This is a genomic window from Streptomyces sp. NPDC127129 (assembly GCF_042671585.1).
In the GTDB taxonomy this organism is placed as follows: Bacteria; Actinomycetota; Actinomycetes; order Streptomycetales; family Streptomycetaceae; genus Streptomyces.
The window spans coordinates 78,163-104,325 of record NZ_JBHXTV010000013.1 but is presented as its reverse complement, the minus strand read 5'-3'; the positions used below and the strand labels follow the sequence as shown (position 1 = coordinate 104,325).

At 73.3% G+C, this 26,163-nt stretch carries 20 protein-coding genes, 1 tRNA gene and 1 pseudogene; 17 read left to right on the top strand and 5 right to left on the bottom strand.

Going from position 1 to position 26,163, the window contains the following annotated elements; genetic code table 11:
- The first annotated feature begins 49 nt into the window (after window positions 1-49).
- From ACFVGW_RS24600 to ACFVGW_RS24575, 6 genes are all read left to right on the top strand, one after another.
- Entirely contained in the window at window positions 50-532 is a 483-nt protein-coding gene (locus ACFVGW_RS24600; RefSeq protein ID WP_385853492.1) for an indole-3-glycerol phosphate synthase, read from the top strand.
- 194 nt (window positions 533-726) lie between these two features.
- Window positions 727-2,118, top strand: a complete 1,392-nt coding sequence (gene murC, locus ACFVGW_RS24595) for a UDP-N-acetylmuramate--L-alanine ligase (protein ID WP_385853491.1) — start codon at window positions 727-729, stop codon at window positions 2,116-2,118.
- Window positions 2,119-2,128: 10 nt separating this feature from the next.
- Window positions 2,129-2,539, top strand: a complete 411-nt coding sequence (gene msrB / locus ACFVGW_RS24590; protein WP_385853490.1) for a peptide-methionine (R)-S-oxide reductase MsrB — start codon at window positions 2,129-2,131, stop codon at window positions 2,537-2,539.
- A gap of 58 nt (window positions 2,540-2,597) precedes the next feature.
- Window positions 2,598-3,971, top strand: a complete 1,374-nt coding sequence (locus ACFVGW_RS24585; protein ID WP_385853489.1) for a hypothetical protein — start codon at window positions 2,598-2,600, stop codon at window positions 3,969-3,971.
- Window positions 3,972-4,135: 164 nt separating this feature from the next.
- Window positions 4,136-4,208, top strand: a tRNA-Ala gene (locus ACFVGW_RS24580).
- 34 nt (window positions 4,209-4,242) lie between these two features.
- Window positions 4,243-4,833, top strand: a complete 591-nt coding sequence (locus ACFVGW_RS24575; protein ID WP_385853488.1) for an NAD(P)H-dependent oxidoreductase — start codon at window positions 4,243-4,245, stop codon at window positions 4,831-4,833.
- 46 nt (window positions 4,834-4,879) lie between these two features.
- Here ACFVGW_RS24575 and ACFVGW_RS24570 read toward each other — a convergent pair whose 3' ends face one another.
- Window positions 4,880-6,127, bottom strand: a complete 1,248-nt coding sequence (locus ACFVGW_RS24570; RefSeq protein ID WP_385853487.1) for a benzoate/H(+) symporter BenE family transporter — start codon at window positions 6,125-6,127, stop codon at window positions 4,880-4,882.
- 116 nt (window positions 6,128-6,243) lie between these two features.
- Between ACFVGW_RS24570 and ACFVGW_RS24565 the strand changes: the two genes are divergently transcribed.
- Both ACFVGW_RS24565 and ACFVGW_RS24560 read left to right on the top strand, forming a co-directional pair.
- On the top strand, window positions 6,244-7,755 hold the full coding sequence (locus ACFVGW_RS24565; RefSeq protein ID WP_385853486.1) for a TerD family protein: 1,512 nt from the start codon (window positions 6,244-6,246) through the stop codon (window positions 7,753-7,755).
- Window positions 7,756-7,897: 142 nt separating this feature from the next.
- Window positions 7,898-8,764: pseudogene (locus ACFVGW_RS24560) on the top strand (NAD(P)-dependent oxidoreductase); the annotation flags it as partial.
- Window positions 8,765-8,782: 18 nt separating this feature from the next.
- Here the strand turns inward: ACFVGW_RS24560 and ACFVGW_RS24555 are convergent.
- On the bottom strand, window positions 8,783-9,175 hold the full coding sequence (locus ACFVGW_RS24555; protein WP_385853580.1) for a VOC family protein: 393 nt from the start codon (window positions 9,173-9,175) through the stop codon (window positions 8,783-8,785).
- Between the two features lie 47 nt (window positions 9,176-9,222).
- On the opposite strand from ACFVGW_RS24555, the gene ACFVGW_RS24550 reads away from it, so the two are divergent.
- The 4 genes from ACFVGW_RS24550 to ACFVGW_RS24535 all read left to right on the top strand — a co-directional run bounded on the left by ACFVGW_RS24550 (window position 9,223) and on the right by ACFVGW_RS24535 (window position 12,712).
- Window positions 9,223-9,858 carry a nucleoside/nucleotide kinase family protein gene (locus tag ACFVGW_RS24550; protein ID WP_385853579.1) on the top strand — a complete coding sequence of 212 codons (636 nt, stop codon included), beginning with the start codon at window positions 9,223-9,225 and terminating at the stop codon, window positions 9,856-9,858.
- A gap of 73 nt (window positions 9,859-9,931) precedes the next feature.
- Window positions 9,932-10,459, top strand: a complete 528-nt coding sequence (locus tag ACFVGW_RS24545) for a LysR family transcriptional regulator substrate-binding protein (protein ID WP_385853485.1) — start codon at window positions 9,932-9,934, stop codon at window positions 10,457-10,459.
- Window positions 10,460-10,510: 51 nt separating this feature from the next.
- Window positions 10,511-11,485, top strand: a complete 975-nt coding sequence (locus ACFVGW_RS24540) for a hypothetical protein (protein ID WP_385853484.1) — start codon at window positions 10,511-10,513, stop codon at window positions 11,483-11,485.
- Between the two features lie 147 nt (window positions 11,486-11,632).
- Window positions 11,633-12,712, top strand: a complete 1,080-nt coding sequence (locus ACFVGW_RS24535; protein ID WP_385853578.1) for a M24 family metallopeptidase — start codon at window positions 11,633-11,635, stop codon at window positions 12,710-12,712.
- 180 nt (window positions 12,713-12,892) lie between these two features.
- Here ACFVGW_RS24535 and treZ read toward each other — a convergent pair whose 3' ends face one another.
- Both treZ and ACFVGW_RS24525 read right to left on the bottom strand, forming a co-directional pair.
- Entirely contained in the window at window positions 12,893-14,644 is a 1,752-nt protein-coding gene (gene treZ, locus ACFVGW_RS24530) for a malto-oligosyltrehalose trehalohydrolase (protein ID WP_385853483.1), read from the bottom strand.
- 82 nt (window positions 14,645-14,726) lie between these two features.
- On the bottom strand, window positions 14,727-15,716 hold the full coding sequence (locus tag ACFVGW_RS24525; protein WP_385853482.1) for a GNAT family N-acetyltransferase: 990 nt from the start codon (window positions 15,714-15,716) through the stop codon (window positions 14,727-14,729).
- A 185-nt stretch (window positions 15,717-15,901) separates the two neighbouring features.
- On the opposite strand from ACFVGW_RS24525, the gene ACFVGW_RS24520 reads away from it, so the two are divergent.
- The 4 genes from ACFVGW_RS24520 to ACFVGW_RS24505 all read left to right on the top strand — a co-directional run bounded on the left by ACFVGW_RS24520 (window position 15,902) and on the right by ACFVGW_RS24505 (window position 22,379).
- Window positions 15,902-16,450 carry a DUF1707 and FHA domain-containing protein gene (locus tag ACFVGW_RS24520; RefSeq protein WP_352186909.1) on the top strand — a complete coding sequence of 183 codons (549 nt, stop codon included), beginning with the start codon at window positions 15,902-15,904 and terminating at the stop codon, window positions 16,448-16,450.
- A gap of 227 nt (window positions 16,451-16,677) precedes the next feature.
- Complete coding sequence (locus tag ACFVGW_RS24515; protein ID WP_385853481.1) at window positions 16,678-18,897, top strand: MMPL family transporter; 2,220 nt, start codon at window positions 16,678-16,680, stop codon at window positions 18,895-18,897.
- 252 nt (window positions 18,898-19,149) lie between these two features.
- Window positions 19,150-21,219 carry a SpoIIE family protein phosphatase gene (locus tag ACFVGW_RS24510; RefSeq protein ID WP_385853480.1) on the top strand — a complete coding sequence of 690 codons (2,070 nt, stop codon included), beginning with the start codon at window positions 19,150-19,152 and terminating at the stop codon, window positions 21,217-21,219.
- A gap of 98 nt (window positions 21,220-21,317) precedes the next feature.
- Window positions 21,318-22,379, top strand: coding sequence for a cytochrome P450 (locus tag ACFVGW_RS24505; RefSeq protein WP_385853479.1), 1,062 nt, complete (start codon window positions 21,318-21,320; stop codon window positions 22,377-22,379).
- Window positions 22,380-22,399: 20 nt separating this feature from the next.
- Here the strand turns inward: ACFVGW_RS24505 and treY are convergent, their stop codons facing one another.
- Window positions 22,400-24,769, bottom strand: a complete 2,370-nt coding sequence (gene treY / locus ACFVGW_RS24500) for a malto-oligosyltrehalose synthase (protein ID WP_385853478.1) — start codon at window positions 24,767-24,769, stop codon at window positions 22,400-22,402.
- Window positions 24,770-24,859: 90 nt separating this feature from the next.
- Here treY and ACFVGW_RS24495 point away from each other — a divergent pair, with 90 nt between their 5' ends.
- Window positions 24,860-26,107 (top strand): MFS transporter, encoded by a 1,248-nt coding sequence (locus ACFVGW_RS24495; RefSeq protein WP_385853577.1) that lies wholly within the window; start codon window positions 24,860-24,862, stop codon window positions 26,105-26,107.
- The last annotated feature ends 56 nt before the right edge of the window (window positions 26,108-26,163 follow it).

Here is a 26,163-nt window from a genome sequence, read left to right as displayed (position 1 = left end):
ACCCCGTGCGGGCACGGGGAAGGATGGTTTCCGCAGAAGGGCTCCTGAGGTGTTCACAAGCGTTCTGATGATCGAGAAGCCCCTCACGTCCGTCGACGTGGAGTTCGTCACCACCCTGCACGGCGACGAGAACGTGTCGTTCATCGTGCTGATGCAGCCCCGTGGTGACCAGGCCGATGTCCTGCTGCGCGCCATCGACGACGTCGCCATGGGCGAACTCAAGGAAGCGACCCGCGAGGGCGGGGAACCGGAGGGCAAGGCGGCCCGTGTCCCCGCCGAGCAGGCCTTGGAGTACTCGCTGCAGGCACTGCGGAACGCCGGCTGCGAGGCGGTCGGACAGGTGGTCGAGGAGCACCCCCTGAACAAGATGAAGTCCGTGGTCGAGGGGTCGGACGCGGACGAGGTGATCGTCCTGACGGCGCCGCACTACGTGGAGGAGTTCTTCCACCGGGACTGGGCGTCGCGGGCCCGCCACAAGGTCGGCGTACCGGTCCTGAAACTGTTCGCCCACAGCGAGGCCGAGCCGGCCTGAGGACGGCGGGGAGGGGGCGGCGCCCCGGCCGGGCCGCCCCGGGCCCCCTCGTCCGGCGTCCGGGGGCGGGGCCGGGCGGCGCGGTGCCCGGCCCCGACGGTGGGTGCCGACACCGTCACACCGGGGCCCGGGGGTGTCGTGGGGAGCCACTAGGCTGGGGACCTCCTGTACGTCGTCCCCCGGGGAGAACACTCATGGCACCCGCCATCCCTGCCGCCATGGAACGGCCGCACTTCATCGGCATCGGCGGTGCCGGAATGTCGGGCATCGCGAAGATCCTCGCCCAGCGCGGAGCCAAGGTCGCCGGCAGCGACGCGAAGGAGTCCGCGACCGCCGAGGCGCTCCGCGCGCTCGGGGTCACGGTGCACATCGGGCACGCCGCCGCCCACCTCGCCGACGACGCCTCCGCCGTCGTCGTCTCCAGCGCCATCCGCGCCGACAACCCCGAGCTCGCCCGCGCCGCCGAGCTCGGCATCCCCGTCGTCCACCGCTCCGACGCCCTCGCCTCCCTCATGGACGGTCTGCGGGCGATCGCCGTGGCCGGTACGCACGGCAAGACGACGACCACGTCCATGCTGGCCGTCGCGCTCACCGAGCTCGGCCTCGACCCCTCGTACGCCATCGGCGGCGACCTCGCCGGACCGGGCACGAACGCCCTCCACGGTGACGGGCAGGTCTTCGTGGCCGAGGCGGACGAGAGCGACCGCAGCTTCCAGAAGTACGACCCCGAGGTCGCGATCGTCCTCAACGTCGAGCTGGACCACCACGCGAACTACGCCTCCATGGACGAGATCTACGAGTCCTTCGAGGCCTTCACCGCCAAGATCCGCCCCGGCGGCACCCTCGTCGTCGGCGAGCACGCGGGCGCGCGCGAGCTGGCCCGCCGGGTCTCCGGCAACCGCGACCTGCACGTGATCACCGTCGGCGAGTCCGAGACCTCCGACGTCCGGATCCGCTCGATCGTCCCGAACGGCATGACGAGCGAGGTCGTCGTCGTCCTCGACGGCGTCGAGCACACCTTCACCGTCTCGGTCCCCGGGCGCCACTACGCCCACAACGCCGCCGCGGCCCTCGCCGCCGGCTCCCGCGTGGGCATCGACCCGGCGGAGCTGGCCCAGGCCCTCACCGCGTACACCGGTGTCGGCCGCCGCCTCCAGCTCAAGGGCGAAGCGGCCGGTGTCCAGGTCATCGACTCGTACGCCCACCACCCCACCGAGATGACGGCCGACCTCGAGGCCATGCGCGGCGCCGCCGGGGCCGCCCGCCTCCTCGTGGTCTTCCAGCCCCACCTCTTCTCCCGCACCCAGGAGCTCGGCACGGAGATGGGCGACGCCCTGGCCCTCGCCGACGCCTCCGTGGTCCTGGACATCTACCCGGCCCGCGAGGACCCGATCCCCGGCATCACCAGCGAGCTGATCATCGACGCGGCGCGCGCGGCCGGCGCGGACGTGACGCCGGTCCACGACAAGGCCTCCGTTCCGGACGTCGTCGCGGGAATGGCCAGGCCCGGTGATCTCGTTCTGACGATGGGCGCGGGTGACGTCACGGACCTCGGTCCTCTGATCCTGGCCCGTCTTTCGAGCTGAGGAGCATGTGATGACGGCGTACGAGGTCGAGAAGCCGGACGAGCAGTGGCGCGCGGAGCTGACCCCGGCGGAGTACCAGGTGCTGCGGCAGGCGGGCACGGAACCCGCGTTCCGCGGTGAGTACACGGACACGAAGACCAAGGGTGTCTACTCCTGCCGGGCCTGCGGCGCCGAGCTCTTCACGTCGACCGAGAAGTTCGAGTCCCACTGCGGCTGGCCGTCCTTCTACGACCCGAAGGACAGCGCGGCGGTCGAGCTGATCGAGGACCGTTCGTACGGCATGGTCCGCACCGAGGTCCGCTGCGCGCGCTGCGGTTCGCACCTGGGCCATGTCTTCGAGGGCGAGGGCTACCCGACCCCGACGGATCAGCGGTACTGCATCAACAGCATCTCGCTGAAGCTGACGCCCCAGGAGGGCTGAGCGGCCGCCGCCGGATAACCGGTGGAGGTCCCGGCGAGGCGGTGACAGGGTGTGACGCATGACGTCGCACCACGCAGAGCGGCTCCTGAGGGAGCTGCACGCCTCGCTGGGACTGCGGAAGCGTCCGGAAGACGTGGCCCAGCTCGTGCTCGACCTGTTCACCGCCGAGGGAGCCGAGCTCGACCCGGCCACCGAGAGCGCCCTCGGCAAGGCCACCCAGAACTCGCTGCGCAGCCTCTGGCACGGATACACCTCCATGCGCGAGGAGTTCGCCCGGCCCGTCGGAGCACAGCGCCAACTCGACCGCGCAGCACAGCTGTTCGGAAGCGTTCCGGAGCTCGCCGAGGACGCGGGCGACGACCCCGGGCGCATCGAGGCGGTGATCCGCCGGGCGGGCGAGGAGATCGGCCGGGCGTACGGCGAGAACGACTTCGGCATGGACCGGCTCAACCGGGCCGAGCGCACCGAGGCGGGTCTCGGCGAGCTGTCCAAGCGTCAGTACAACAAGCGTTTCCGGCTGCTCCGCCGCATGGAGGCGAAACTGGCGAGGATCGTCCACGAACAGCGCCGCTACGAGGTCGTCATGACCGGCAAGGGGGCGATCGCCCACACCCTGCCGTACGAGCTCTTCGCCGACGACCCCGGAACGGCGGCCTTCGTCGCGTACCTGACCGCCCGCGGATACATGCGCAGTGTCTTCACCAACGGCACGCAGCGCCGGCCGTACGACGAGGTGGCCGACGCCCTGTTCCAGCGGCTGCGCGCCGAACCCGAGCGCACCGACTGGTACGTGGTGGCGCACGCGCACCCCACGGCGGAGGTCCTCGAGCACCTCTCCGACGAGGAGCTCTCCCTCCTGCTCGCGCGCTGGAGCCGCTTCCTGCGGACCGTCGCCGGGCTGCTGGAGGACGCCTGGAGCAGGTGCGCCCTGGAACGCGACACCATGATCGTCCGGCCGGGGGACGACTCGTCGACGTGGAACCAGGCCGCGCAGGCCTGGAGCACGGCCCGGGCCCACTGGTTCGCGCTCCTCACCGAGCTGGGCCGGGAGGACTTCCTCGACCGCGTCTGCCCGGGCAAGGTACCCCGGCTGATGGCGGCCGACGTCGCCTACTGGCACCGGAAGAGCGGTGGCGGCCTCCACCCCGACACGTACGTGTGGGCGGAGCTTCCGCTGCCCTGGAAGGTGCTGCGCGGCGAGGAGGAGTGCACGCGCTCCCTCGTCGAGCAGGTCTGCGCGCGGCACGGCGTGGACCCGGTGGCGGGCGGCTGGACCGCGCCGCGCCCCGCCGCCGAACCCGTCGGCTACCGCCGTACACCGGAGCTGGTGCACGGCGTCCAGGTCGTGGATCCGCTCATGGCGAGCGCCCTGCGGTCCGCCGGCGTGTTCTCGGGCAAGGGCCAGCGCGCGGCGGCGGGGGAGTGGCTCTGAGGCTGCGGTGCCCGGCCCATCGGCCGTGGAGCGGCGCAACCGCGGTGCAGCGGCGCAACCGCGGTGCAGCGGGGCAACGGCCGCGGAGCCGGGTACGGGCGGGGAGCGGCGCGCCGGAAATCGGTTGACCGGTGCGGCACCGGCTGATGAGGATGTACGCAGGCGGTGAGGAAGCTCTGCGGAGGAGCGCCCGGCTCGCATTCCGGGTGGACGTAGGTTCGAATCCTGCCCTTGCCGCCGCCTTCTCGTCCCTCCCAGGCAAGGCGGACGCGTGACCCACGTGCACGTCGTCTACACGCACCCTGCTGAGCAGTGCTTCACACGCGAGGTTCTCGACGCGTTTCTGGGCGGGCTGGACGACGCCGGCCACACGCACACCGTCTCGGATCTGTACGCGATGGAGTTCCGCTCGGAACTCACGAGCGCCGAGTACGAGCGCGAATCCGGGCGGCGCCCCGACGCACCCGTGCCCGACGAGGTCGCCGCCGAGCAGGCCGCGCTCGCAGCCGCCCGGGCGTGGGTGTTCGTCTATCCCGTGTGGTGGGCGGACTGCCCGGCCCGGCTCAAGGGCTGGTTCGACCGGGTGTGGACGGTCGGCTTCGCCCGGAATCCCGTCGGCCCTCCCACGGTGGCGGACAAGGCGCTGGTGCTCTGCACGGCCGGGTACGACATCGCCGAACTCGACGCCTCCGGCTGCCACGAGGCGATGCGGACCGTCATGCTCACCGACCGGATCGGCGCACGGGCCCGGGCGAGCGAGTTCGTCGTCCTCGGCGGTTCGGCGACGGCGGGCGCGGGGGAATGGCCGGCTCTCAGAGCCGCGCACCTGGCACGGGCGGCAGAGCTGGCGCGCTCGCTCTGAGGCTCAGCGGTCTTCGGGGCCGTCGGCGGGTCCCGCGGGGTGAGGTTCAGCGGGTGGTCGCGGTCGTCGGCTGCTCTTCGGGGGCGGGGCTTGCCGACGGCTCGGCGGGGTGCTTCCCGCGCCGGGCGAGGTCGGCCACGGCAAGGGTGAGGACACCCGCCAGGAGGCCCCAGAACGTCGAGCCGATCCCGAAGAGCGTGAACCCGGACGCCGTCGCGAGCAGGGTGACCACGGCCGGCTCGCGGAGCCGGTCGTCCTTCAGGGCCGAGGTGAGGGAGCCGCCGATCGTGCCCAGCAGGCCGATCCCCGCGATCCCCAGGACCAGGGCGGGCGGCATCGCGGTCAGCAGCCAGCCGACCGTTCCGCCGAAGAGGCCGACCAGGAGATAGAAGACGCCCGTCCAGACGCCGGCGACGTACCGCTTCCGCGGATCGGGGTGAGCGGCCTCGCCGCTGCAGATCGCCGCGGTGATCGCGGCGAGGTTCAGGCCGAAGCAGCCGAAGGGCGCGAGAACGGTGTTGACCGCGCCCGTCCAGGTCAGCAGCGGTGAGACCGGCGTGGAGTAGCCGGCGTTGCGCAGCACCGCGACCCCCGGCAGGTTCTGCGACGCCATCGTCACGGCGTAGAGCGGCAGACCCACGCCGACGAGGACCTGCCAGTCGAACTCGGGCCGCACGAAGGACGGTTCGGCGAGCGTGAGGGCGAAGCCGTCCAGCTTCCAGGACCCCTGCCACGCCGTCGCGGCGACACCGGCGGCGAGCGCCGCGACGACCGCGTACCGGGGGAACCAGCGCCGGCCGACGAGATACGCCAGGAACATCGGGACGGCGATGGCACCGCCCTTCTCCATCTGCGTGAACAGCTCGGTGCCGAACTGGAGGAGGACCCCGGCGAGCAGCGCCGAGGCGAGCGGCACGGGAATCCGGTTCATGATCCGCTCGAACCAGCCGGTGACCCCGCTGATCACGATGAGGACGGCGGACAGCAGGAACGCCCCGACCGCCTGAGCCATCGTCACGCCCTGCAGCCCGGTGGCGAGCAGAGCGGCGCCGGGGGTGGACCAGGCGGTCACGACCGGGGCCCGATGGCGCAGTGACAGGCCGATGCAGGTGACGCCCATGCCGATGCCGAGGGCGAAGACCCAGGAGGTGAGCTGGGCGGAGGTCGCCCCGGCCGCCTTGGCCGCCGTGAAGACGACGGCCACGGAGCTGGTGACGCCGATGAGTACGGCGAGGAATCCGGCGGCGACGGCGGAGACCGGCGCGGCGGACTGGACGTGTCGTAGGAAAGCCATGGCCAGGGAATCGTGGCACATCGCGCGTGTCCGGCCACAGTGAGTTTTCCACAGGCCTTGTCCCGTGGGCCACGATGGCCGCAAGATCCAGGAGTGATCCATTTTGGGGAGGGGAAATGATCAAGGGAGGCAACGCCTTCGTTCCGACGGTGCCGCTGCGGATCGCGGTGCGGAACGGGGTCGACGTCGCGGTGCTGCTGCTGACGGAGCAGGGGCGGGTCCGGGGGGACGGCGACATCGTGTTCCACGGGGCGCCGGTCCATCCGTCGGGCGCCGTAAGGCTGTTGGGGGAGGAGAGCGGCACGGTGTGGCTGGAGGCCGGCCTCACCGCTGTCGAGGGGGAGATCGCCCGCGTTCTGGTGGTCGGGTCGACGGAGACCGGATCGATGCGGGACATGCCGGGGCTGTCGGTGGAGGCGTTCGCCCCGGACGGCACCTCGGTGGCGCGGTACGAGGTGACGGATGCCGGCGGTGAGACGGCGATGGTGCTCGGAGAGCTGTACCGGCGGGCGGGGGGCTGGAAGTTCCGTGCGGTGGGCCAGGGTTATGTGAACGGCCTCGCCGGTCTGGCGACGGACCACGGCGTCGACGTCGCGGACCACGCTCCCACAGCCCCGGCCGAGGCTCAGCCCCCCGCTCCGGTGCCTTTCCAGCCGCCGGCCGGGGCGGCCCAGGCTCCCGTTCCCTTCCAGGCTCCTGCTCCAGGGCCTCAGCAGCCGCCCGCTCCGGCGCCTTTCCAGCCCCCGGCCCCCGCGCCGTTCCAGCCCCCGGCTCCGGCGCCTTTCCAGCCCCCGGCCCCCGCGCCTTTCCAGGCCCCGGCCCCCGTGCCGTTCCAACCGCCGGCCGGTATGCCGCCTGCTGTCCCCGCGGCAGCGGTCCCGCAGCCCGTGCCGCAGCCGGCGGCCCCGCATCCCGCGGCCCCGCAGCCCGCGCCGGACTGGACCTTCGGCCCCGTCTTCGAGCCGTACACACAGACCGGACGGGACGGCGAGGTGATCACGGTGAACGGGCTCCCGCCGGGGCCGGTCGTGGTCGACCTCGCCGTCGACGCCAAGGACGCGTACACCGGCCTGTGGCCCCTCACTCGGTTCAACAAGGAAGAATCGAGCCTCATCAACAGCACCGAGGACAACTTCCGGGGCCGGGTGATCGCCATGGTCCCGGACAACGGGCGGTTGAGACTGCGGCTCAGGGCCGACGGACCGTGGCGGCTCCAGGTCCAGCCGCTGGCGGCGGCCCGGCGCCTGACGGAGGCGGACATGGAGGGCTTCGGTCCCGATGTCCTCCTGCACACCGGAGGGACGGCCGATTTCGCCATCCGCTACCGCGGCAGCGAGAACCTCATCATCTACGTCTACGAACTGGCCGGGCACGACGACCCGACCACGCTCCCGGACGTGGGGTCCTCCGTCAACGAGATCGGCAGACGGCGGGAGACGGTGCCGCTGCCGGAGGGACCGGTCGTCGTCCACCTGATGATGGCGGACGGTCCGTGGCAGGCGCGTCTGAAGGACCTCGAGCCGCACAGCGCCGGACCTTCGTACGGCGGCGGTGCCCCGGCGACGTTCCCCGAGGTGCTTCCCGAGCCCGGCAAGGTGCAGAACTGGCTGCGGAGGGGCAGACGCTGACCCTTCCTCCGTCCCCGGCCGTTCCTTACAAAGTTGTGGGTACCTGACAATATTGTCAGTACTTGTCCACCGGTTCGTGCCCGCGCAGCATGGAGCGGACCTCGCACCGAGGTCGCACCGACATCGCGGACAGGAGCGACACATGGCCGGGCACCACCCCATTTCCGTGACCGTCGTCGGCCTCGGCTCGATGGGCAGCGCGCTCGCCGACGCGTTCGTCGACGCCGGGCACCCGACGACCGTGTGGAACAGGACCCCGTCGAAGGCCGGACCGCTCGTGGCCAAGGGGGCCGTTCATGCGCGGACGGTCGAGGAGGCGGTCGCGGCGAGCCGGCTCGTCATCGCCTGTCTGACGACCTACGAGGACACCGTCGCCGCCCTCGAGCCGGCCGCCGCCGCGCTCGGGGGGCGGGCACTGGTCACCCTCAACAGCGGCTCCCCGGCCGGTGCCCGCCGGACGGCGGCGTGGGCCGGGGCCCACGGGGTGCGGTACCTCGACGGGGCGGTCAAGAACGTGCCGTCGGCCGTCGGTGCGGAGGGCACCCTCCTCTACTACGGCGGCGACAGCGGTGTCTTCGAGGAGTTCGAGCCGACCCTGCGGGTGCTGGGCGGCGACACCGTCTACCTCGGTGCCGAGCCGGACCTCGCGGCGCTGTACGAGATGGCGGTGGGCGGCACGCTCCTGCCCGCCCTCGTCGGCTTCTTCCAGGGCGCGGCGGCGCTCCGGGCGAGAGGGCTCGAGGTCTCCTCGATGGTGAGGTTCAGCGTCAAGTGGTTCGAGATGATCAACTCGGTGCTGCCCCTCTTCGCCGACGAGATCGACCGTGGGGACTACGGGGCATCGGGGTCCTCGGTGAACATCTTCCTCGCCGGAGCCGCCGACGACGCCCGGTTCGCGGAGGAGGCGGGCCTCGACGCGGAATGGCACAAGCCGTTCCACGACCTGCTGACACGCGCGGTCGAGGCCGGCCACGGCGACCACAGCATCGCGGCCCTGACGGAGGTGCTCACCAAGGCGCCCGCCACCTCAGTCCTTCGGCTGGAGCAGGTCCCAGCGGTTGCCGTAGAGGTCTTCGAAGACCGCCACCGTGCCGTACGGCTCGTGGCGGGGTTCCTCCAGGAAGCGGACGCCCGCGCCGGCCATCCGGGTGTGGTCGCGGGCGAAGTCGTCAGTGTGGAGGAAGAAGCCGACCCGGCCGCCCGTCTGGCGGCCCACGGCGGACTCCTCCTCCGCGCTCTTCGCGCGGGCCAGGAGCAGGCCCGTACCGGCGGCGGCTCCGGCGGGGCGGACGACGATCCAGCGGGAGCCGTCGTCGCGGGCGGTGTCCTCGACGAGGTCGAAGCCGAGCGGGCCGGTGTAGAAGGCGAGGGCCTCGTCGTAGTCACGGACGACGAGGGTGACGAGAGCGATGAGGGACATACCTCAAGGTTATACGTATGACCAGCGAGGCGCCACGCGGTGCGACAATGCACCGCATGGACGCCCAGCTGCTCGCCGAGCTCACCGACCGCGCCCGGCTCCTCGCCGTCCCCGGCGAGCGGCGGATCCTGGGGCTCGCGGGGGCGCCCGGAGCGGGCAAGTCCACGCTCGCTGCACGGCTCGTCGCCCGGCTCGACGGGCTCGCCGCCCTCGTGCCCATGGACGGCTTCCACCTGGCGCAGGGCGAACTGGAGCGGCTCGGACGCGCGGACCGCAAGGGGGCGCCGGACACCTTCGACGCCGCCGGGTACACCGCGCTGCTCCGCCGGCTCCGCACCCCACGGCCCGGCACCACGGTCTACGCCCCCGCCTTCGACCGGGCCCTGGAGGAACCGGTCGCCGGAGCGATTCCGGTCGCGCCGGAGGTCCCGCTCGTCGTCACCGAGGGGAACTACCTGCTCCACGACGAGGAAGCGTGGGCCGGAGTCCTGCCCCTGCTCGACGAGGCCTGGTTCCTGGAGCTCGACGACGACCGCCGGGTGCCCCGGCTCGTCGAACGGCACGTCCGCTTCGGCAAGGACCGTGCCCACGCCGAGCGTTGGGTCCGCGACTCCGACGAGTCCAACGCCCGCCTCGTCGCCCGGGGCAGGGACCGCGCCCACCTCGTCGTCCCCATGGGCTAGCGGGACGGGCCTGCCCAGGGGCTGACGGGACGGGCCGGAGGGCGGCGGGCGTGGTCCGTGGCCGCCCTCGCCAGTGCCCGCACGATCGGATGCGGCCTCGTCCCGTCGCTCGCCGGCTCCGGTCGGCCTCGGCCTCGTCGACGGACTCGCCGCCCCCAGCGATCCGTTGCGGCTGCCCGACGTCGCGCCGCTCACCGCCCTCCGCATCGGCGAGGAACCGGTCGCCGTGGTCCTGTCCGCCGGGCATCCGCTCGCCGGCCGGCCCGGCCGGCGGCTCGCCGACCTCGTCGGCGCCCGCCGGCTCGACGCCTCCGACGCGGGCGTCCCGCTCGACCGGCTGCGCTCCGCGCACGGCGGCCCCTCCGGCCACGGCTTCCGCACCGCCCTGCGCCACGAGGGCATCGATTCACGCCTGCTCGGCGCCCTGGCCGCCGCCGGTCACGGACTGACCCTGCTTCCCGTCTCCCTCGCCGCGACGATCGCCGGAGCCGTCGCCGTATCGCTGAGCGCCCCGCGCCTCGTCCACCGCGTCGAACTCCTCCACACCGGCTCCGAACCCTTCGGCCCGGCCGCGGAGTTGGCCGGACGGCTGGTCCCCTGACCGGGGACACCCCCTAGGCTGGAGCCACGGCGAGCAGGAAGGCGGGCGGACGTGGGGCTGTTCCGGCGAGGACCCAGGCGCGACGGTGACGAGGCGCCCAGGGACCCCGAGTTCTCGTACTTCTCGCAGCGCGAGGCCGCTCTCTTCCGCAGCCGCGTCCGCGAGGCCTTCGCCGAACTCGGACTCGAAGTCACCGTCTACGCCGACTCGGTGCGCGACTCCGACGGCCGCGCCTTCGGCCTCGGCAACCTCGCCGCCGTCTGCCACAACGACCGGCGCGGCCCACGCGTCTGGCCCACGCTGATCCGCCGCCATGTGAGCCTGGTGCTGCGCACCATGGACGGCCCCTCCGCGCTCGACACCCTCCGGCCGGAGCAGATCCGCGCCCAGCTCTACCCCCGGGTGGTCAGCGGCGAAGGCATCGACCCGGGGACCTTCGGGTATGCCCGCAGCGTCGCGCCCGGACTGTACGAGATCCTCGCCCTCGACCTCCCCGAGAGCGTCATGATGCTGACGGACGAGGCACTCGAACCGCTCGGCGACGTCGGGGAGCTGCGCGACCGCGCGCTCGCCAACCTGCGCGGGCTGCCCGTCGAGGCCCACGAGACGGTACGGGACGCCGACGGCATGTGCTTCGAGGTGATCCTCGGCGACTCCTTCTACACCGCGAGCCGCGTCCTCGACCTGGACGCCGTAGTCCGGCGCGTGACCGGGCGGCCGCTCGGCGAGCACGGGGCCCTGGTCGCGCTGCCGTTCCGGCACCAGCTGGCCTTCCACCCGATCAGGGACACCACCATCGTCCCCGCGCTCGGCGCCATGGCCTCGTTCGCCGCCTCGGGCTACGAGGACACCCCCGGCGCCATCAGCCCGTACGTCTTCTGGTGGCGCGGCGGCAGGCTCACCCAGCTCAGCGACCACGACGAGGACGGCGGAGAGCTGCGGATCGTCGTCGGCGAGGACTTCCACGAACTGCTCGAACACCTCATCGCCCAGGGCCCGGGACACGACGGCCGGGAACCGCGCTGACGGGTCGCGCCCCCCGCCCCCGACCGGCAGGATGACCCCATGTCGAGTACGCCGGAGTCCCCTGCACCCGAGTCCCGTACGCCCGAGTCCCGTACGTCAGAGACCCGTACGCCCGAGCCGTTCACCGCCGAGGACTACCGGGCCCGGATGGACCGCGCCGCCGAGTCGGCCGCCGACGCCGGACTCGCCGGCGTCCTCGTCGCCCCCGGCCCGGACCTCGTCTACCTGACCGGCTATCAGCCCACCGCGATCACCGAGCGGCTCACCGTCCTCGTCCTCGCCGCCGGCCGGCCCCCGGTCCTCGTCGTGCCGACGCTCGAAGCGCCGGACGCCGAGAAGGCCCCGGGCGCCGCCGCGCTCACCCTGCGGGACTGGACCGACGGCAAGGACCCGTACACCGTCACCGCCCCTCTCCTCGACACCGGAGGACGCTTCGGCGTCAGCGACAACGCCTGGGCGATGCATCTGCTCGGGCTGCAGAAGCAACTGCCCTCGACCTCCTACGTGTCGCTGACCGAGGCTCTGCCGATGCTGCGGGCGGTCAAGGACGCGCACGAGCTGGAGCGGATCGCGGCGGCCGGCGCCGCGGCCGACCAGGCGTACGGAGAGATCCTCAAGGTCGCCTTCGCCGGCCGGAGGGAGACCGAGGTGGCGGCGGACCTCGCCGCGCTGCTCATGCGCTTCGGCCACTCGCAGGTCGACTTCACCGTCGTCGGCTCCGGACCCAACGGCGCCAACCCGCACCACGAGGCGGGGGAGCGGGTCATCCGGCGCGGGGACATGGTCGTGCTCGACTTCGGCGGCCTCAAGCACGGCTACGGCTCCGACACGACCCGCACCGTGCACGTCGGCGAGCCCACGGCCGAGGAGCAGCGCGTCCACGACCTCGTGCGGGAGGCGCAGCAGGCCGGCTTCGAGGCCGTCCGGCCCGGCGTGGCCTGCCAGGACGTGGACCGGGCGGCCCGCAAGGTCATCACGGACGCGGGCTACGGCGAGTACTTCATCCACCGCACCGGCCACGGCATCGGCGTCACGACCCACGAGCCGCCGTACATGATCGAGGGCGAGGCGCGGCCCGTCGTGCCGGGCATGTGCTTCTCCATCGAGCCGGGCGTCTATCTGCCGGGCCGCTTCGGGGTGCGGATCGAGGACATCGTGACGGTGACGGAGGCCGGTCCGGGCCGTCGCTTCAACAACACTCCGCGTGAGATGGCGATCGTGGAGTGACGAAGGCGTGAGGAGCGCCGGGGAAGCGGTCAGGGGGCAGGGGCCAGCAGGAGCGGGTGAGCCGAGCCCCGCTTCCGGCGCGCCCCGCCCCCGCCTGTGGCGCGCCCCGGCCCCGCTTCCGGCGCACCCCGCCCCGCCTGTGGCGCGCCCCGGCCCCGCTTCCGGCGCGCCCCGCACTGCTCAGCCGTCCGTCAGTACCACCGCGCACTCAGCAGGGAGGCGCAGCAGACCGTCCGGGCCCGGGGCGTCGACCGGGCTCCAGGCGGCGAGGACCCGGTCGCGGCCGTTCGTGCCGAGCGGGATCTCCGCCGCCTCCTTGCCCAGGTTGACCGCGATCCGCAGCACCCCGCGGCGGAACGCCAGCCAGCGGCCCTCCTCGTCGAAGGCGACCCGCACCGCGGCCAGATCCGGGTCGGTGAGGTCCGGCAGCGTCCGGCGCAGCGCGATCAGCTCGCGGTGCCAGGCCCCGAGCCGGTTGTGCGGGGCCCGTTCGCGTTCCGTACGGTCGAGGACCGAGCGGTCCCGGGTGGCCGGGTCCTGCGGGTCGGGGATGTCCTCCTCCGCCCAGCCGTGCTCGGCGAACTCCCGCCGCCTGCCCTGTCGTACGGCCTCCGCCAGCTCCGGATCGGTGTGATCGGTGAAGTACTGCCACGGTGTGGTCGCGCCCCACTCCTCGCCCATGAAGAGCATCGGCACCGAGGGCCCCGTCAGGACCAGCGTCGCCGCGCAGGCGAGCAGCCCGGGGGAGAGGGTCGCCGAGAGCCGGTCGCCCTGCGCCCGGTTGCCGATCTGGTCGTGCGTCTGGGCGTAGCCCAGGAAGCGGTGCGCGGGCGTACGGACCCGGTCCACCGGACGCCCGTGGTGACGGCCCCGGAAAGTCGAGTATGTGCCGTCGTGGAAGAAGACATGGGTCAGAGTCTTGGCGAGCGCGGCCAGCGGGGCGTGCGCGAAGTCGCCGTAGTAGCCCTGGGACTCGCCGGTCAGAGCGGTGTGCAGCGCGTGGTGGAAGTCGTCGTTCCACTGGGCGTGGACACCCAGCCCTCCCGAGACGCGCGGGGTCGTCGTCCGCGGGTCGGCGAGGTCCGACTCGGCGATCAGGAAGTGCTGGCGGCCCTGCTCCCGGGCCAGCTCGTCCACCGCCTCGCTCAGCTCCTCCAGGAACGTCAGCGCCCGGTCGTCGACCAGGGCGTGCACGGCGTCCAGGCGGAGCCCGTCGATCCGGTAGTCCTGGAACCAGGCGAGCGCGCTGTCCAGGAGATAGCGGCGGACCTCGTCCGAACCAGGCGCGTCCAGGTTCACCGCCGCGCCCCACGGCGTGTGGTGGGTGTCGGTGAAGTACGGTCCGAAGGACGGCAGATGGTTCCCGGACGGGCCGAGATGGTTGTGGACCACGTCCAGGACCACGCTCATCCCGAGCCCGTGCGCCGTGTCGACGAACCGCTTCAGCGCCGTCGGCCCGCCGTACGGTTCGTGGACCGCCCACGGCGCCACGCCGTCGTACCCCCAGCCGTGCCGACCCGGGAAGGGGCAGAGCGGCATCAGCTCCACATGGGTGATCCCGAGCCCGGCCAGCTCCCCGAGCCGCTCCGCCGCCGCGTCGAGGGTGCCGTCCGGGGTGAAGGTCCCGACGTGCAGCTCGTACAGGACGGCGGCGCGCAGCCGCAGCCTCGGTGCCTCGTTGAACCAGACGTACGCGGAGTGGTCGACGACCGCGCTGAGGCCGTCCGGGCCGTCCGGCTGACGGCGGGACCTGGGGTCGGGGAGCACCGGCCCCCCGTCCAGGGAGTAGCCGTACCTGTCACCGTCCCCGGCCGGTACGACTCCGGTCCACCAGCCGGCCCGCTCGGCGTCCCGCTCCAGCGGGTGTCCGGTTCCGTTCAGCTCCAGCGTCACCCGGTCACGGGCCCGCGGGGCCCACACCTCGAACAGCACCGGCCGATCCCCTCGTCGATGGGTACCACACGCACCATGAGCCGCGACCCTGGCGCAGCGGCTACGGCGTCCATCCTGGCAGTCAGGAGGGGGCCGCGCCCGGCGTGTCCCATACGAAGTCGATCGCCCGCTGGAAGGTCGTGTACCCCGTGCGGGCGAAGGAGTTCGCCATCGGCACGTTGCTCAGGTCGGTCGCCGCACGGATGCGGGGCACGTCCTGGGCGGCCAGAATGCGGGTGCCCTCGGCGAGGATGTCGTCGATGTAGCCCTTGCCGCGGTGTGCGGGGAGCACACCGATGTAGGCGATCGTGTGGTTGTAGTTGTTCCGGGCGGGCACGACGAAGCCGACCGGCTCGCCGGTCCCCGGCAGCTGGGCGACCTGCCACCATTCCTGGGGCGAGGCGTAGTGCGCGAACTCCTCGTCGTAGTGCTGCTCCGCCGCCTCGCGGGGCGAGAGGCCGGAGGCGAGGTCCGCCTGCCCGTGGGCGTCGAGCGTGCCTTCCATGACCGGGGTCATCAGCGCGACCAGGTCCTCGCGGTCGCGCACCGGCCGGAACTCCAGCCGGCCCGTCGGCCCGGGTACGGGCGTGCCGGGCAGCCACTCCAGGCGCAGCCGCTCGACCAGGGGGCGGGCGCCCGAGGCTTCCAGGACGCCGAAGAGCGTCTCCAGGCGCGCGCGGGTCTCGGGAACCTCGCGCCAGTCCGCGGGCAGGAAGCGGCCGAACTCCGGGCGGGCGGCTCCCGCCGGCACGACCGCCGCGGTCGCCGTCTCCAGCAGGCGCAGGCCGATCTCGGCGCGCTCCTGCTCGGGCAGTTCCGGGTCGAGGTCGAAGAAGTCGAGGAAGAGCGGTTCGCCGCCCGCCTTCTTCGTCCACCAGGCGAGCCTGGCCAGGACGCGGTCGCCGCGCAGGGCGACCCACATCCACGCGGGCACGCGGCGGCCGGTGGCGAGGTCGCCCTCGAGTTCGTGGTCGAGGACGTAGCTGAGCTTGCAGAAGAGGTCCAGCTCATCCGGTCCGGAGAGCGGGCGCAGGGTCACGCCGTCGGGCGTGCCGGTCGATGACGTGGTCACGTCGTGGTTCCCCCTGGGAGTCGAGTCCGCAGACCGTAGCAGCGATCTTGGTCGGGGCGGTACGAGATTTCCCCGGGCGGGTCCGGACCAGGTCACAGGTGGTGAGGGAGGCGTCCGCGAGGCCTCCGCGGCCCTGTGCCGCCCCGTTCTGGACACTTCGGGCCCGTCGGGCCGACAATCACGTTGTGACGACGCCTTTCGAGTTCTCCACGCACCCCGCTCGGCTCTCCGACGCCGAGCGGGACCGTGCGCTGGTGCTGCTCCGCGAGGGTGCCGCCCAGGGCAGGATCTCGCACGACACGTTCGTGTTCCGTATGGAGCGGGCGCTCGTCGCCCAGAGCCCGGACGAACTCGCCCTTCTCACGGCCGATCTGAGGACCGAGTCCGGCTGGACACGGCGCGTGGTGGGCGCCGTGGAGAAGATGTCCGCGTTCACGGCCAAGCTCGGCCGGGCCTGGCACGCCGAGCGGCTGCCCAAGCTGCTGCTGCCCGAGCCGGGTCCGTACCCGCTGCGGATCGGCCGTGATCCGGTGAACGGGCTGCGGCTCAGCCACGAGACGGTCTCGCGGATGCACGCCGAACTCTCCCTCCAGGACGGGTTCTGGGTGCTGCGCGACCTCGGTTCGACCAACGGCACCGTCGTGAACGGACGCCGGGTCACGGGCGCGGTGGCCGTCCGGGCCGGGGACATGGTCGGCTTCGGACAGATGTCCTTCCGGCTCTCCGTGCGCTGACGCTCACCGCACGTCGGAATCCCCGGCACCTCTGGATCCCCAGCACCTTTGGGTCCCCAGCAGCTCTGAGCCCCCAGCACCTCTGAGCCCCCAGCACCTCTGAGCTCTCGGATGTCCGAACTCCCCGCTGTTCGTCAGGGGTTCCCCTACGGGTGGGGCTAACCCCCCTGCGGTCCACCGGAGTCCACCAGTGACCGCACGGCACCTCCGACGGGAGGCTGACCACCATGAGAAGAACAGGTCAGCAGCACCCGGCATCCCCGGGGTCCCACGGCGGCACGGTGCCAGTCCCGGTCGCGGTCCGGACCGCACGGTGGTGTGCGACGCACCCGGGGAAGGCGATCGCCGGCTGGGTGCTCCTCCTCGCCGTCTGCGTCGGCGCCGGGGCGGCCGTGGGCACGAACAAGGGGACGTTCGCCGACTTCTGGATCGGTGAAGCGGGCCGGGCGGAGGCCATGGCCTCCGGCAGCGGACTGACACCGCCGCCGGTCGAGCAGGTGCTGATCGAGCGCACACCCCGGACGGCCGGGGACGAACCCTCGGCCGCCGCAGAGGAGATCCGCCGGCGGATGGAGGCGCTCCCGGCCGTCGAGAAGGTCGACGCGCCGGTCGCCTCACGCGATGGCGAGGCGGTACGGGTGGCGGTCACCCTGCGAGGCGACCGGGAGACCGCGAAAAGGGACGTCGAGAAGCTCCTCGCCCAGACCGCCGAGGTCCGCCGGACCCACCCGGGCCTGACGATCGAACAGACCGGCAGCGCCTCCGTCTCCGTCGCGGTCAACGACCGGCAGGGCCAAGAGCTCCGGCGGACCGAGATGATCAGCCTCCCGGTCACCTTCCTCATCCTCCTGGTCGTCTTCGGCGCGATCCTCGCCGCCGGAATCCCCGTCCTCCTCGCGCTCTTCTCCTTCGCCGGGGCGGTCGGTCTGTACGGGCTCGCCTCCTGGGTCTTCCCGGACGCGGGCGGCGCGGCGCTCAGCGTCATCTTCATGATGGGCATGGCGGTCGGCGTCGACTACTCGCTCTTCTACCTCAAGCGGGCCCGCGAGGAGCGCGAGCGCTCGGGCGGCACGCTCTCGCACGCCCGGGCCGTCGAGCTGGCCGCGGCGACTTCGGGACGCGCCGTCGTGGACTCCGGGTTCGCCGTGGCGCTCTCCCTCGCGGGGCTGTACCTCGTCGGGGACGTGATCTTCTCGTCGATCGCCACGGGGGCCATCCTCGTCACGCTGGTGGCGGTCGGCGGCTCGCTGACCGTACTGCCCGCGCTGCTGGCCACGCTGGGCCACCGGACGGACGGCGGCCGGCTCGCCCGGCGCCGTCGCGGGGGCGGCGAAGGGCGCGTGTGGGCCGCGCTGCTGCGCCCGGTCGTGCGCCGCCCGCTCGTGGCGCTGGTGGCGGGCGTCGCCGCGACCGTCGCGCTGGCCGCGCCCGCGCTCGGCATGCGGCTCGGCACCGAGGGCAAGGAGACGTTCCCCGACAGCATCCCGGCCGTCGCCGCGTACGACCGGCTCGTCGGGGCCTTCCCGTCCGAGGGGCCCGCGCATCTCGTACTCGTACGGGGCGAGGATCCGGCCGCGCCCCTGCGGAAGCTGGGCGCGGCGACCCGCGGCGACGCGCTCTTCGCGCAGGACAGGGCGCCGGTCGTGCGGGTCGCGGAGGACGGGCGTACGGCGCTGCTCGCGCTGCCCGTCCCGTACGCGGCGAACTCGCCCGAGGCCGCCCGGTCCCTGGCCCAGGTCCGCGACCGCCTGCTGCCCGCCGCCGTCGACGGCACGCCCGGGCTCCAGTGGGCCGTCTCCGGAGAGATCGCGGCCGGTGCCGACTACGCGGCGCACCAGGAGCGGCGGCTCCCCTGGGTCGTCCTCTTCGTCTCGCTCGCCACGCTGGCGATCATGTACGGCGCGTTCCGCTCCGTGGTGGCGGCGGCGCTCGGCACGGTCCTCAACCTGGCCGCGGTCCTCGTCGCCTGGGGCGTGCTCACCCTGGTCTTCCAGGGGACGTGGGCGGAGGGCCTGCTGGGCTTCGAGTCGCTGGGCTTCGTCGGCTCCCGTACGCCGCTGATGGTGTTCGCGATCCTGGTGGGACTCTCCACGGACTACCAGATCTTCGTCGTGAGCCGGATCCGGGAGGCCGTACGGCGGGGTGTGCCGACCAGGGAGGCGGTGGTCGACGGGATCGCCGGGTCGGCGAGCGTGGTGACGAGCGCGGCGGTGATCATGGTCTCGGTCTTCGCCGGCTTCCTCTTCATCGACCGCGTCGAGATGAAGCAGATCGCGGTGGGACTGACCGTCGCGGTCCTCTTCGACGCGATCGTGCTGCGGGCGGTGATCCTCCCGTCGGCGATGGCCCTCCTCGGCGACCGCGTGTGGTGGCCGAAGCGGCCGGCCGGGACGGCCGTGCCGACGCTGCCGTCCAGCGCTGTGGAGGAGGGGAAGGTCCTCGTCTGACCCCCCTTCGTCGCATCCGCGGGGCGCGAGTCGCACCGCGCCCCGCGAGCGGCGAACGTGATTGACGCTCGCGCTTCGTTGAGTGATCCGCCGGATTCGTGCGGTCACCGCGGGCGCGTGTGTGGGAGCGGTCCGGTGCTGCCGGTGTGACGATGGACAGCGTGGAGGACGCGCATCCGGCGGACTGCCCCGCCCGGGCGGCTCCGGGAACGGAGAGGCGCGGGGTGAGCGCGCTCTGCGGAGAGGCGCGGGATGAGCGAGCCGAATCCGGTCGAGGAGCTCGTCAGCGGCGCGGCCCAGAACGCCGGAGGCTGGCTGGGTGCGCTGCCCGTGGCACAGGTGACCACCAGTGCCGACGGAACGATCGTCCGCTGGAACCGGGCCGCCGAGGAACTGCTCGGCTTCAAGCCGCAGCAGGTGATCGGACGGCACATCGCCGAGCTGCTGCACCCGGGCGCGGACAGAAGTCTCGGCCGGTCCCTGTGGGAGGCCGCCGCCGGCGGGCGTGGGGTGATGGGCACGGTCACCGCGTGGCACCGCGACGGGCACCCGGTGGAGGTGGAGATCTGGGCGAGCCCCGTTCCCGACCGGCGTGACGATGCCTCCGCGGTCCTGCTCTTCGCCGCCGAGGCCCACGCCGCACGGCGGATCCGTGGATCGTCGGCCGTCTGGGACGGGCTGTTCGCACGCTCTCCGGTCGGTATCGCCGTCCTGGACACCGAGCTGCGGTTCCTGCGGGTCAACCGGGCTCTGGAGAGGATGAACGGCCTGTCGGAGTCGGCTCATGTCGGCCGGCGCCTGTCCGAGCTGCTGCCCCAGGTGAACGCCGAGGACATGGAGGCGGCGATGCGGCAGGTCCTGGAGAGCGGGGATCCTGTGCTGGACCGCCGCCGCATCGGCCGCACCCCGGCCGATCGCGACCGCGACCGGGTGTGGTCGTGCTCCTACGTCCGCGTGGAGGACCCGGCCGGCCGGCCGATCGGAGTCATCGCCTCCCTGCTCGACATCACCGACCAGCAGCGCGCCCACACCGAAGCCGAGGCCGGGCGACGCAGGCTCGCACTCCTGAGCGAGGCGTCCATCCGGATCGGTTCCAGCCTGGACCTGGAGCGCACCGCCCAGGAACTCGCCGATCTCGCCGCTCCCGGCCTCGCCGACGCGGTCACCGTCGACGTCCTGGACTCGCTCGCCCGCGGAGACGACCCCGGCATGGGCCTGACCGGCGGTGTCGCCCTGCGCCGCCTGGGCAAGGCCCCGCTGACCGGCTCCGTGGTCACCGACGTCCTCGCCCCGCTCGGCCGCACCCTCGAATTCCCGGCCGCGGCGCCGTACACCCAGACCCTCGCCAGACGCCAGCCCTTCCTCCTGGCCGTCCTCGACGAGGCGGCCATCGCCCCCGCCGCCCGTCACACGAGCCGGCCCGCGCAGCTGCTGCGGCTCGGCGTGCACTCGTTCATGATGGTCCCGCTCTTCGCCCGGGACCTGGTACTCGGCGTGGCGACCTTCTACCGGACGCGTCCGGCCGGGCCCTTCACGTCCGACGACATGAGCCTCGCCACCGAGCTCGCCACCCGCGCCGCCCTCAGCATCGACAACGCCCGGCTCTACCACCGCGAGCACGACACCGCACTGACCCTGCAGCGGAGCATGCTTCCCCAGCACATCACCCCGCCGCCGGGGATCGAAGTCGCCCACCGCTACCTGCCCGCGAGCGATGTCAACGAGGTCGGCGGCGACTGGTACGACGTGCTCGATCTGCCGGATGGGAGGGCGGCCCTGCTCATCGGCGACGTCATGGGCCACGGCACCCCTGCCGCCGCCGTGATGGGACGGCTCTCCGCCAGCGTCCGGGCGCTCGCCAGGCTCGACCTCGAACCCGAGGAACTGATCCATCAGTTGGAAGCCGCGCTCGACGACCTCGCGGAGCCGATGCTCGCCACGTTCCTGTATGCCGTGATCGACCTCACGACCGGCCGCTGCCGCGTCGTCCGCGCCGGCCACCCGCCGCCCGCCGTCGTCGGCCCCGACGGCACCGCCGCTCTCCTCGACCTGCCGCCCGGAGCCCCGCTCGGCGTGGGCGGCACGCGCTTCACCACCAGCGAGACCACCCTGCAACCGGGCAGTCTCCTCGTTCTGTACACGGACGGCCTCATCGAGTCCCGGGGCAGCGACATCGACGAACGCCTCGCCGAACTCGTCCACCTCCTCTCCCAACCCCACCCGTCCCTGACCGGACTGTGCGACAGCCTCCTCACGACGCTCGTGCCGGGCTCGGCGGACGACGACATCGCCTTGCTGCTTGCCCGCTTCACCGGGCGGTGAGGTCGCACTTCACCCGTACGGCGGTATACGGGCTGCGATGGCTCCCACTCGGTGGTGGGGTGGGGAGACGTACTCACGGTGGACCGACAGGGGACGCGATGAGCGACGAGTCGAACTCGGGGATATGGCGCGACGCCTGGGCGGAGGTGCCGCCCATGGAACCGGGACCCGCCCCGCGCGCCCGGGCGCAGGCGTCCGGCGGACGCGCGCGGGTGACCGCGCACCCCGCCGCCGGGCCGTCGCGGAGCCGCACCGTCGCACCCAGCCCCCTCGACCCGGGCGCCACCCGGGACCCGTACCGCGTCCACCGGGTGCTGCGCGAGGAGTTCCCGCTCACGTTCGACCCGCTGCTGCGCGCCTGGGTCCTCAGCCGGTACGCCGACGTCGCCACCGCCCTCACCGACGCCCGGTTCACCCACGGCCACCGGCCCGGCGACCCGCCCTGCGCCCAGACGCACGCCGACGTCGACGAGGCCGAGCTGCGCAGCGTCACCGCGCGCACCGCTCATGTCCTCGCCCGCCGGATCGCCGACCGGCCGAACGCGGACCTGGTCGCGGACTACTGCCACTGGCTGCCCGCCGGTACCGTCGCCGCCGCCGTCGGCGTGCCCTACCGGGACATGATGCGCCTGGTCCGCGGGCGCGCCGCCTCCGCGCTCGCCGGCCAGTGCACCAGCCAGATCTCGGTACGGGAGAAGGCCCTCGCCTCCTTCCTCGCCCACGTCCTCGCCGACCCGGAGCGCGCGAGGGAGCTGCGCGACGCGCCCTCGGAAGAGATCGCCCGTGCCTGGACCGAATCGCTGCGCCACGACCCGCCCGTGCAGATCGCCGTCCGCCGCACCGCCGCCGAGGTACGCGTCAGCGGCGGCACGATCCCGGCGGGGGAGCCGGTGGCCCTGCTGATCGGAGCCGCCTGCCGGGACCCGGAGCGCTTCCGGGACCCCGACCGCTACGACCCGCCGCGCGACGACCCGGGCCAGCTCACCTACGGCAGCGGCTCCTGCCCCGCGGTCCTGCTCGCGGCGCTCGAGGCCGAGTACTCCGTACGGGCGCTCCTCGACGCCATGCCCCGGCTGCGGCTCGCCCACGGCTTCCGGCCGGAGCGGACCGGGCTGATCACCCGCGCCCCGCGGAACCTGCTCGTCCGTCCCGGCGGCTGACCCCCTCGTACCGGTCCTCCTCACTTCTCCCGCGCGGGGCGGCGGCCCAGGAGCGCCACCGGACGCGCGTCGAAGAGGTCGGCCGGCTTCACGGCCCCGCCGGTGAACTGCCGTACACCGTCGAGGTGATCGAACCAGGTGCCGGGCGGCAGGATCAGCTCCGTGTCCTGCCAGCCGCCCGTCTCCGCCAGCCGCAGCGGCAGCCGCGTGACCGCGGTGACCGCCTCCGCCGAGGCCCCCTCGCCGCGGGCGAAGGCCAGACAGTGCGGTGCCGCGGCTCCCGTCACCGTCAGCGGGGTGTACGAGTCGGGCGCGGCGAAGGCCTCGGGGTGCAGCCTCCGCAGCGCGAGCGCCGCGCGGACCACCGCCGTCTTCTCGTCGTCCTCGCCGACCGCGAAGGGCACCCGGTTGTCCGGGTCGACCAGCGCCCGGTACTCCCGCTCGGTCCCCTGGTAGAGCTCCGGCACCCCCGGCATCGTGAGCTGGACCAGCGTCGCCCCCAGCTGGTGGGCGCGGATGTGCGGCTCCAGGGCGAAGGCCGCCTCCGAGGCCGCCCGGAGCGGGATCCGGCCCGGGCCGGCCGCCACGAACTCGGTCACCGCCCGCTCGTACGCCGGGTCCGGCTCGGTCCAGCTCGTGTGCAGCCCCGCCTCCCGTACCGACTTCAGGACCGCGGGGCCGAGCCGCACCGGGTCCGGCGTGCCGAAGCCGAACGCGGTCTGCCACGCCGTCCACGCCAGGTGCGGATCGGGCGCCGGAACCCCGGCCACCTCCTCCAGCAACTCCAGCCACACGGAAGGGCATTGGGAGAGGACGGCGATCCCGGCCCGGATGTCCGCGCTGCGCTTGGTGTCGTGCGTGGACAGCACGGTCCCGGTCGCGGGCCAGTCCCGGGAGAGCCGCAGACAGTACGCGTGGAACTCCTCGGGCGCGATCGCCGGACGTCCGGGGTCGCCGCCCACCTCGTTCGCCGACAGGAGCGGGGTGTAGCGGTAGAAGGCGGTGTCCTCCACGGACTTGGCGCGCAGCGCCGAGGAGGTCTGCGCGAACCGGTCCCGGAACGCCCGGTGTTCGGGGCCGTCGCCGAGCCGCCCCAGCGCCAGGTCGCGCACGGTGCCGACGGCCGCGGCCTCCTCCGGCACGGCGAAGGCGGCGGTCGCGCCCCGGGCGGCCTCGGGAGTCAGCACCGTCTCGTCGCCCTCCCGGTAGAAGCGGTAGACCGGGACGCGGACGAGGAGTTCACGGATCGCGGTCGTCAGAGCCCAGGGGGCGTGGTCGCGCAGGTCGGGATCGGCGGCGCAGATCCGCTCCGCGATCCGGGTGAGCGCGGCGGTCTCCGCGGCCAGATCGTGCGTCACGACCTCGTACGCGGCCCGGCGGGCCGTCGCCTCCCAGGCGCCGCCCCGGTCCGCCGCGCGACCCGCGAACGACCGGTAGACGTCGGAGAGTTCGGCCGCTCCGACACCGTCCACGAAGACGCCGTCCACCTGTCGCAGCGCGTCGTAACCGGTCGTGCCGGCGACCTGCCAGGCTGACGGCAGCGGCTCCGGGCCGGTGAGGATCTTCTCCACGACCGTCCAGCACCGTCCGCCGGTCGCCTCCCGCAGTCGCCGCAGATACCCCTCGGGATCGGCGAGCCCGTCCGGATGGTCGATCCGCAGCCCCTCGATCACCCCGTCCCCGACCAGTCTCACGATCGTGCCGTGTGTCGCGTCGAAGACCTCGGGGTCCTCGACGCGCACCCCGATCAGCTCCGAAATGGTGAAGAAGCGGCGATAGTTGAGTTCCGTACGGGCCAGCCGCCACCAGCCGAGCCGGTACCACTGGGCGTCGAGCAGCTCGGGCAGGGGCAGCCCCTCGGTACCCGCGCGGAGCGGGAAGTCCTGGCCGTCCAGGTGCAGCGCGCCGTCGGCGACCCGCATCCGGTCCCGTACCTCCGGCAGCCGGTCCGGCAGTACGGGCAGCAGGAGCCGGCCGTCCCCCGCCTCCCAGTCGATGTCGAACCAGCGGGCGTACGGCGACCGGGGACCCTCGCGGAGCACCTCGCGCAGCGCGTGATTGTGCGTGGGCGACGCGGCCATGTGGTTGGGCACCAGGTCCACGACCAGGCCGAGACCGTGTGCCCGGGCGGTGGCGGCCAGGGCCCGCAGCCCCTCCTCGCCGCCCAGCTCGGCGCGGATCGCACGGTGGTCGGTCACGTCGTAGCCGTGTGTCGAGCCGGGCACGGCCTCCAGGACGGGGGAGAGATGGAGATGCGACACCCCGAGTCCGGCGAGATGCGGGACGGCCCGCTCGGCGGCCGCGAACGGGAACTCCGGCTGGAGCTGGAGCCGGTAGGTGGCGGTGGGCACGGTCCGGGCGGTGGGCGGGGACGGGAGCGAGGACGTCATGCGAACGTACGTACCCGGCGCGGAGCCTTCTGTGTCATCGGCTCATGCGTCCGTTCGGGTGCATCGCGTTACGTTCAGGCGATGCTCCGTATGTATCGCGACACCTTGTCCCTGCTCGGGCCGGTGCTGCCGGTCGTCTCGTTCCTGGGACGGCTGCCCACCGCCATGTGTCAGCTCGGCAGCCTGATCCTGGTCGCCGAGACGAGCGGATCCCTGACGACGGCGGGGCTCGCGGGCGGAGCGCTCGCGGCGGGGCAGACGGTCGCGGGGCCGGTCATCGGCAGGCTCGCCGACCGGCGCGGGCAGCGCGGGGTGGTCCTGATCGCGTCCCTCGCCAACGCGGTCGCCGTCGCCGCGCTGGTCCTCGCGGCGCTCGCCCACGCGGCGACCGGCTGGCTGATCGCCCTCGGCGCGCTCGCCGGTGCGACGGTGCCCCAGGTCGGACCGCTCGCCCGGACCCGCTCGGTCGCCCTGGCCCGGCGCTCCGGCGCCGACGACCGGCTGGTCGGCACGGTCCTCTCGTTCGAAGGCACCCTCGACGAGGTGTCCTTCGTCCTGGGCCCGGCTCTCGTGGGTCTCGCCGCCGCCCTCACCCACCCGGCGGCGGCGCTCCTGACGGCCTCGGCCCTCCTCGCGACCTGCGGCACGGCGTTCGCGCTGCACCCGTCGGCCCGCGGGGCCGAGGGCGGTGCCACGGCCGTCACCACTCGTACGGGCGCCGCCGAACGGGCGCGGCTGCCGAGGTCCGCGTACGCCCTGCGGATCACGATGGTGCTCCAGGGCGCCATGTTCGGGGCGTCCCAGGCCGGCATCACCGCGCTCACCGAGAGGCTCGGGGCGCCCGAGCAGGCGGGGCTCGTCTACGCGGCCATGGGTGTGATGAGCGCCGCCGTCGGCCTCTCGATGGCCGCCGTGCCCGCGCGGATCGGCCTTCCGACCCGCTGGCGTACCGCCACCGCCGCGCTGGTCGTGCTCTCCGTGCCCCTGCTGTTCGTCGACTCGCTCGTGGCGCTGTACGTGGTCGTCGTCGTCCTCGGCGCGGCCTACGCACCCCATCTGATCACCGTCTTCGGCCTCACCGAACGGACGGTGCCGGCGACCCGGCTCGCCGAGTCCATGGCCTTCCTGACCAGCGGCATCGTCGGCGGCCAGGCGCTGGCCCTGGCGCTCGCGGGGAGCCTGGCGGAACGTCACGGACCCGGCGCGGCCTTCACGGTGATGGTCGGGGCGGCGGTCCTGTGCGCGGCTCTGTCCTGGTCGGTGCGCACCCGGCTTCCGGCGGCCGGCACCCGTCCGGCCGGGGCGGAGGCCGCGACGGAGGCCGGGGTGAGGACCTGACGGACGCGACCGGGCGGAGCCGTACGGCCCCGCCCGTCACCGATCCGCCGTGCCCG

Bases quoted from the DNA above. Each gene is read 5' to 3' on its own strand.
- murC (WP_385853491.1), top strand. From the start codon at position 727: ATGGCACCCGCCATCCCTGCCGCCATGGAACGGCCGCACTTCATCGGC.
- msrB (WP_385853490.1), top strand. From the start codon at position 2,129: ATGACGGCGTACGAGGTCGAGAAGCCGGACGAGCAGTGGCGCGCGGAG.
- ACFVGW_RS24585 (WP_385853489.1), top strand. From the start codon at position 2,598: ATGACGTCGCACCACGCAGAGCGGCTCCTGAGGGAGCTGCACGCCTCG.
- ACFVGW_RS24570 (WP_385853487.1), bottom strand. From the start codon at position 6,127: ATGGCTTTCCTACGACACGTCCAGTCCGCCGCGCCGGTCTCCGCCGTC.
- ACFVGW_RS24565 (WP_385853486.1), top strand. From the start codon at position 6,244: ATGATCAAGGGAGGCAACGCCTTCGTTCCGACGGTGCCGCTGCGGATC.
- ACFVGW_RS24555 (WP_385853580.1), bottom strand. From the start codon at position 9,175: ATGTCCCTCATCGCTCTCGTCACCCTCGTCGTCCGTGACTACGACGAG.
- ACFVGW_RS24550 (WP_385853579.1), top strand. From the start codon at position 9,223: ATGCACCGCATGGACGCCCAGCTGCTCGCCGAGCTCACCGACCGCGCC.
- ACFVGW_RS24535 (WP_385853578.1), top strand. From the start codon at position 11,633: ATGGACCGCGCCGCCGAGTCGGCCGCCGACGCCGGACTCGCCGGCGTC.
- ACFVGW_RS24515 (WP_385853481.1), top strand. From the start codon at position 16,678: ATGAGAAGAACAGGTCAGCAGCACCCGGCATCCCCGGGGTCCCACGGC.
- ACFVGW_RS24510 (WP_385853480.1), top strand. From the start codon at position 19,150: ATGAGCGAGCCGAATCCGGTCGAGGAGCTCGTCAGCGGCGCGGCCCAG.
- ACFVGW_RS24505 (WP_385853479.1), top strand. From the start codon at position 21,318: ATGAGCGACGAGTCGAACTCGGGGATATGGCGCGACGCCTGGGCGGAG.
- treY (WP_385853478.1), bottom strand. From the start codon at position 24,769: ATGACGTCCTCGCTCCCGTCCCCGCCCACCGCCCGGACCGTGCCCACC.
- ACFVGW_RS24495 (WP_385853577.1), top strand. From the start codon at position 24,860: ATGTATCGCGACACCTTGTCCCTGCTCGGGCCGGTGCTGCCGGTCGTC.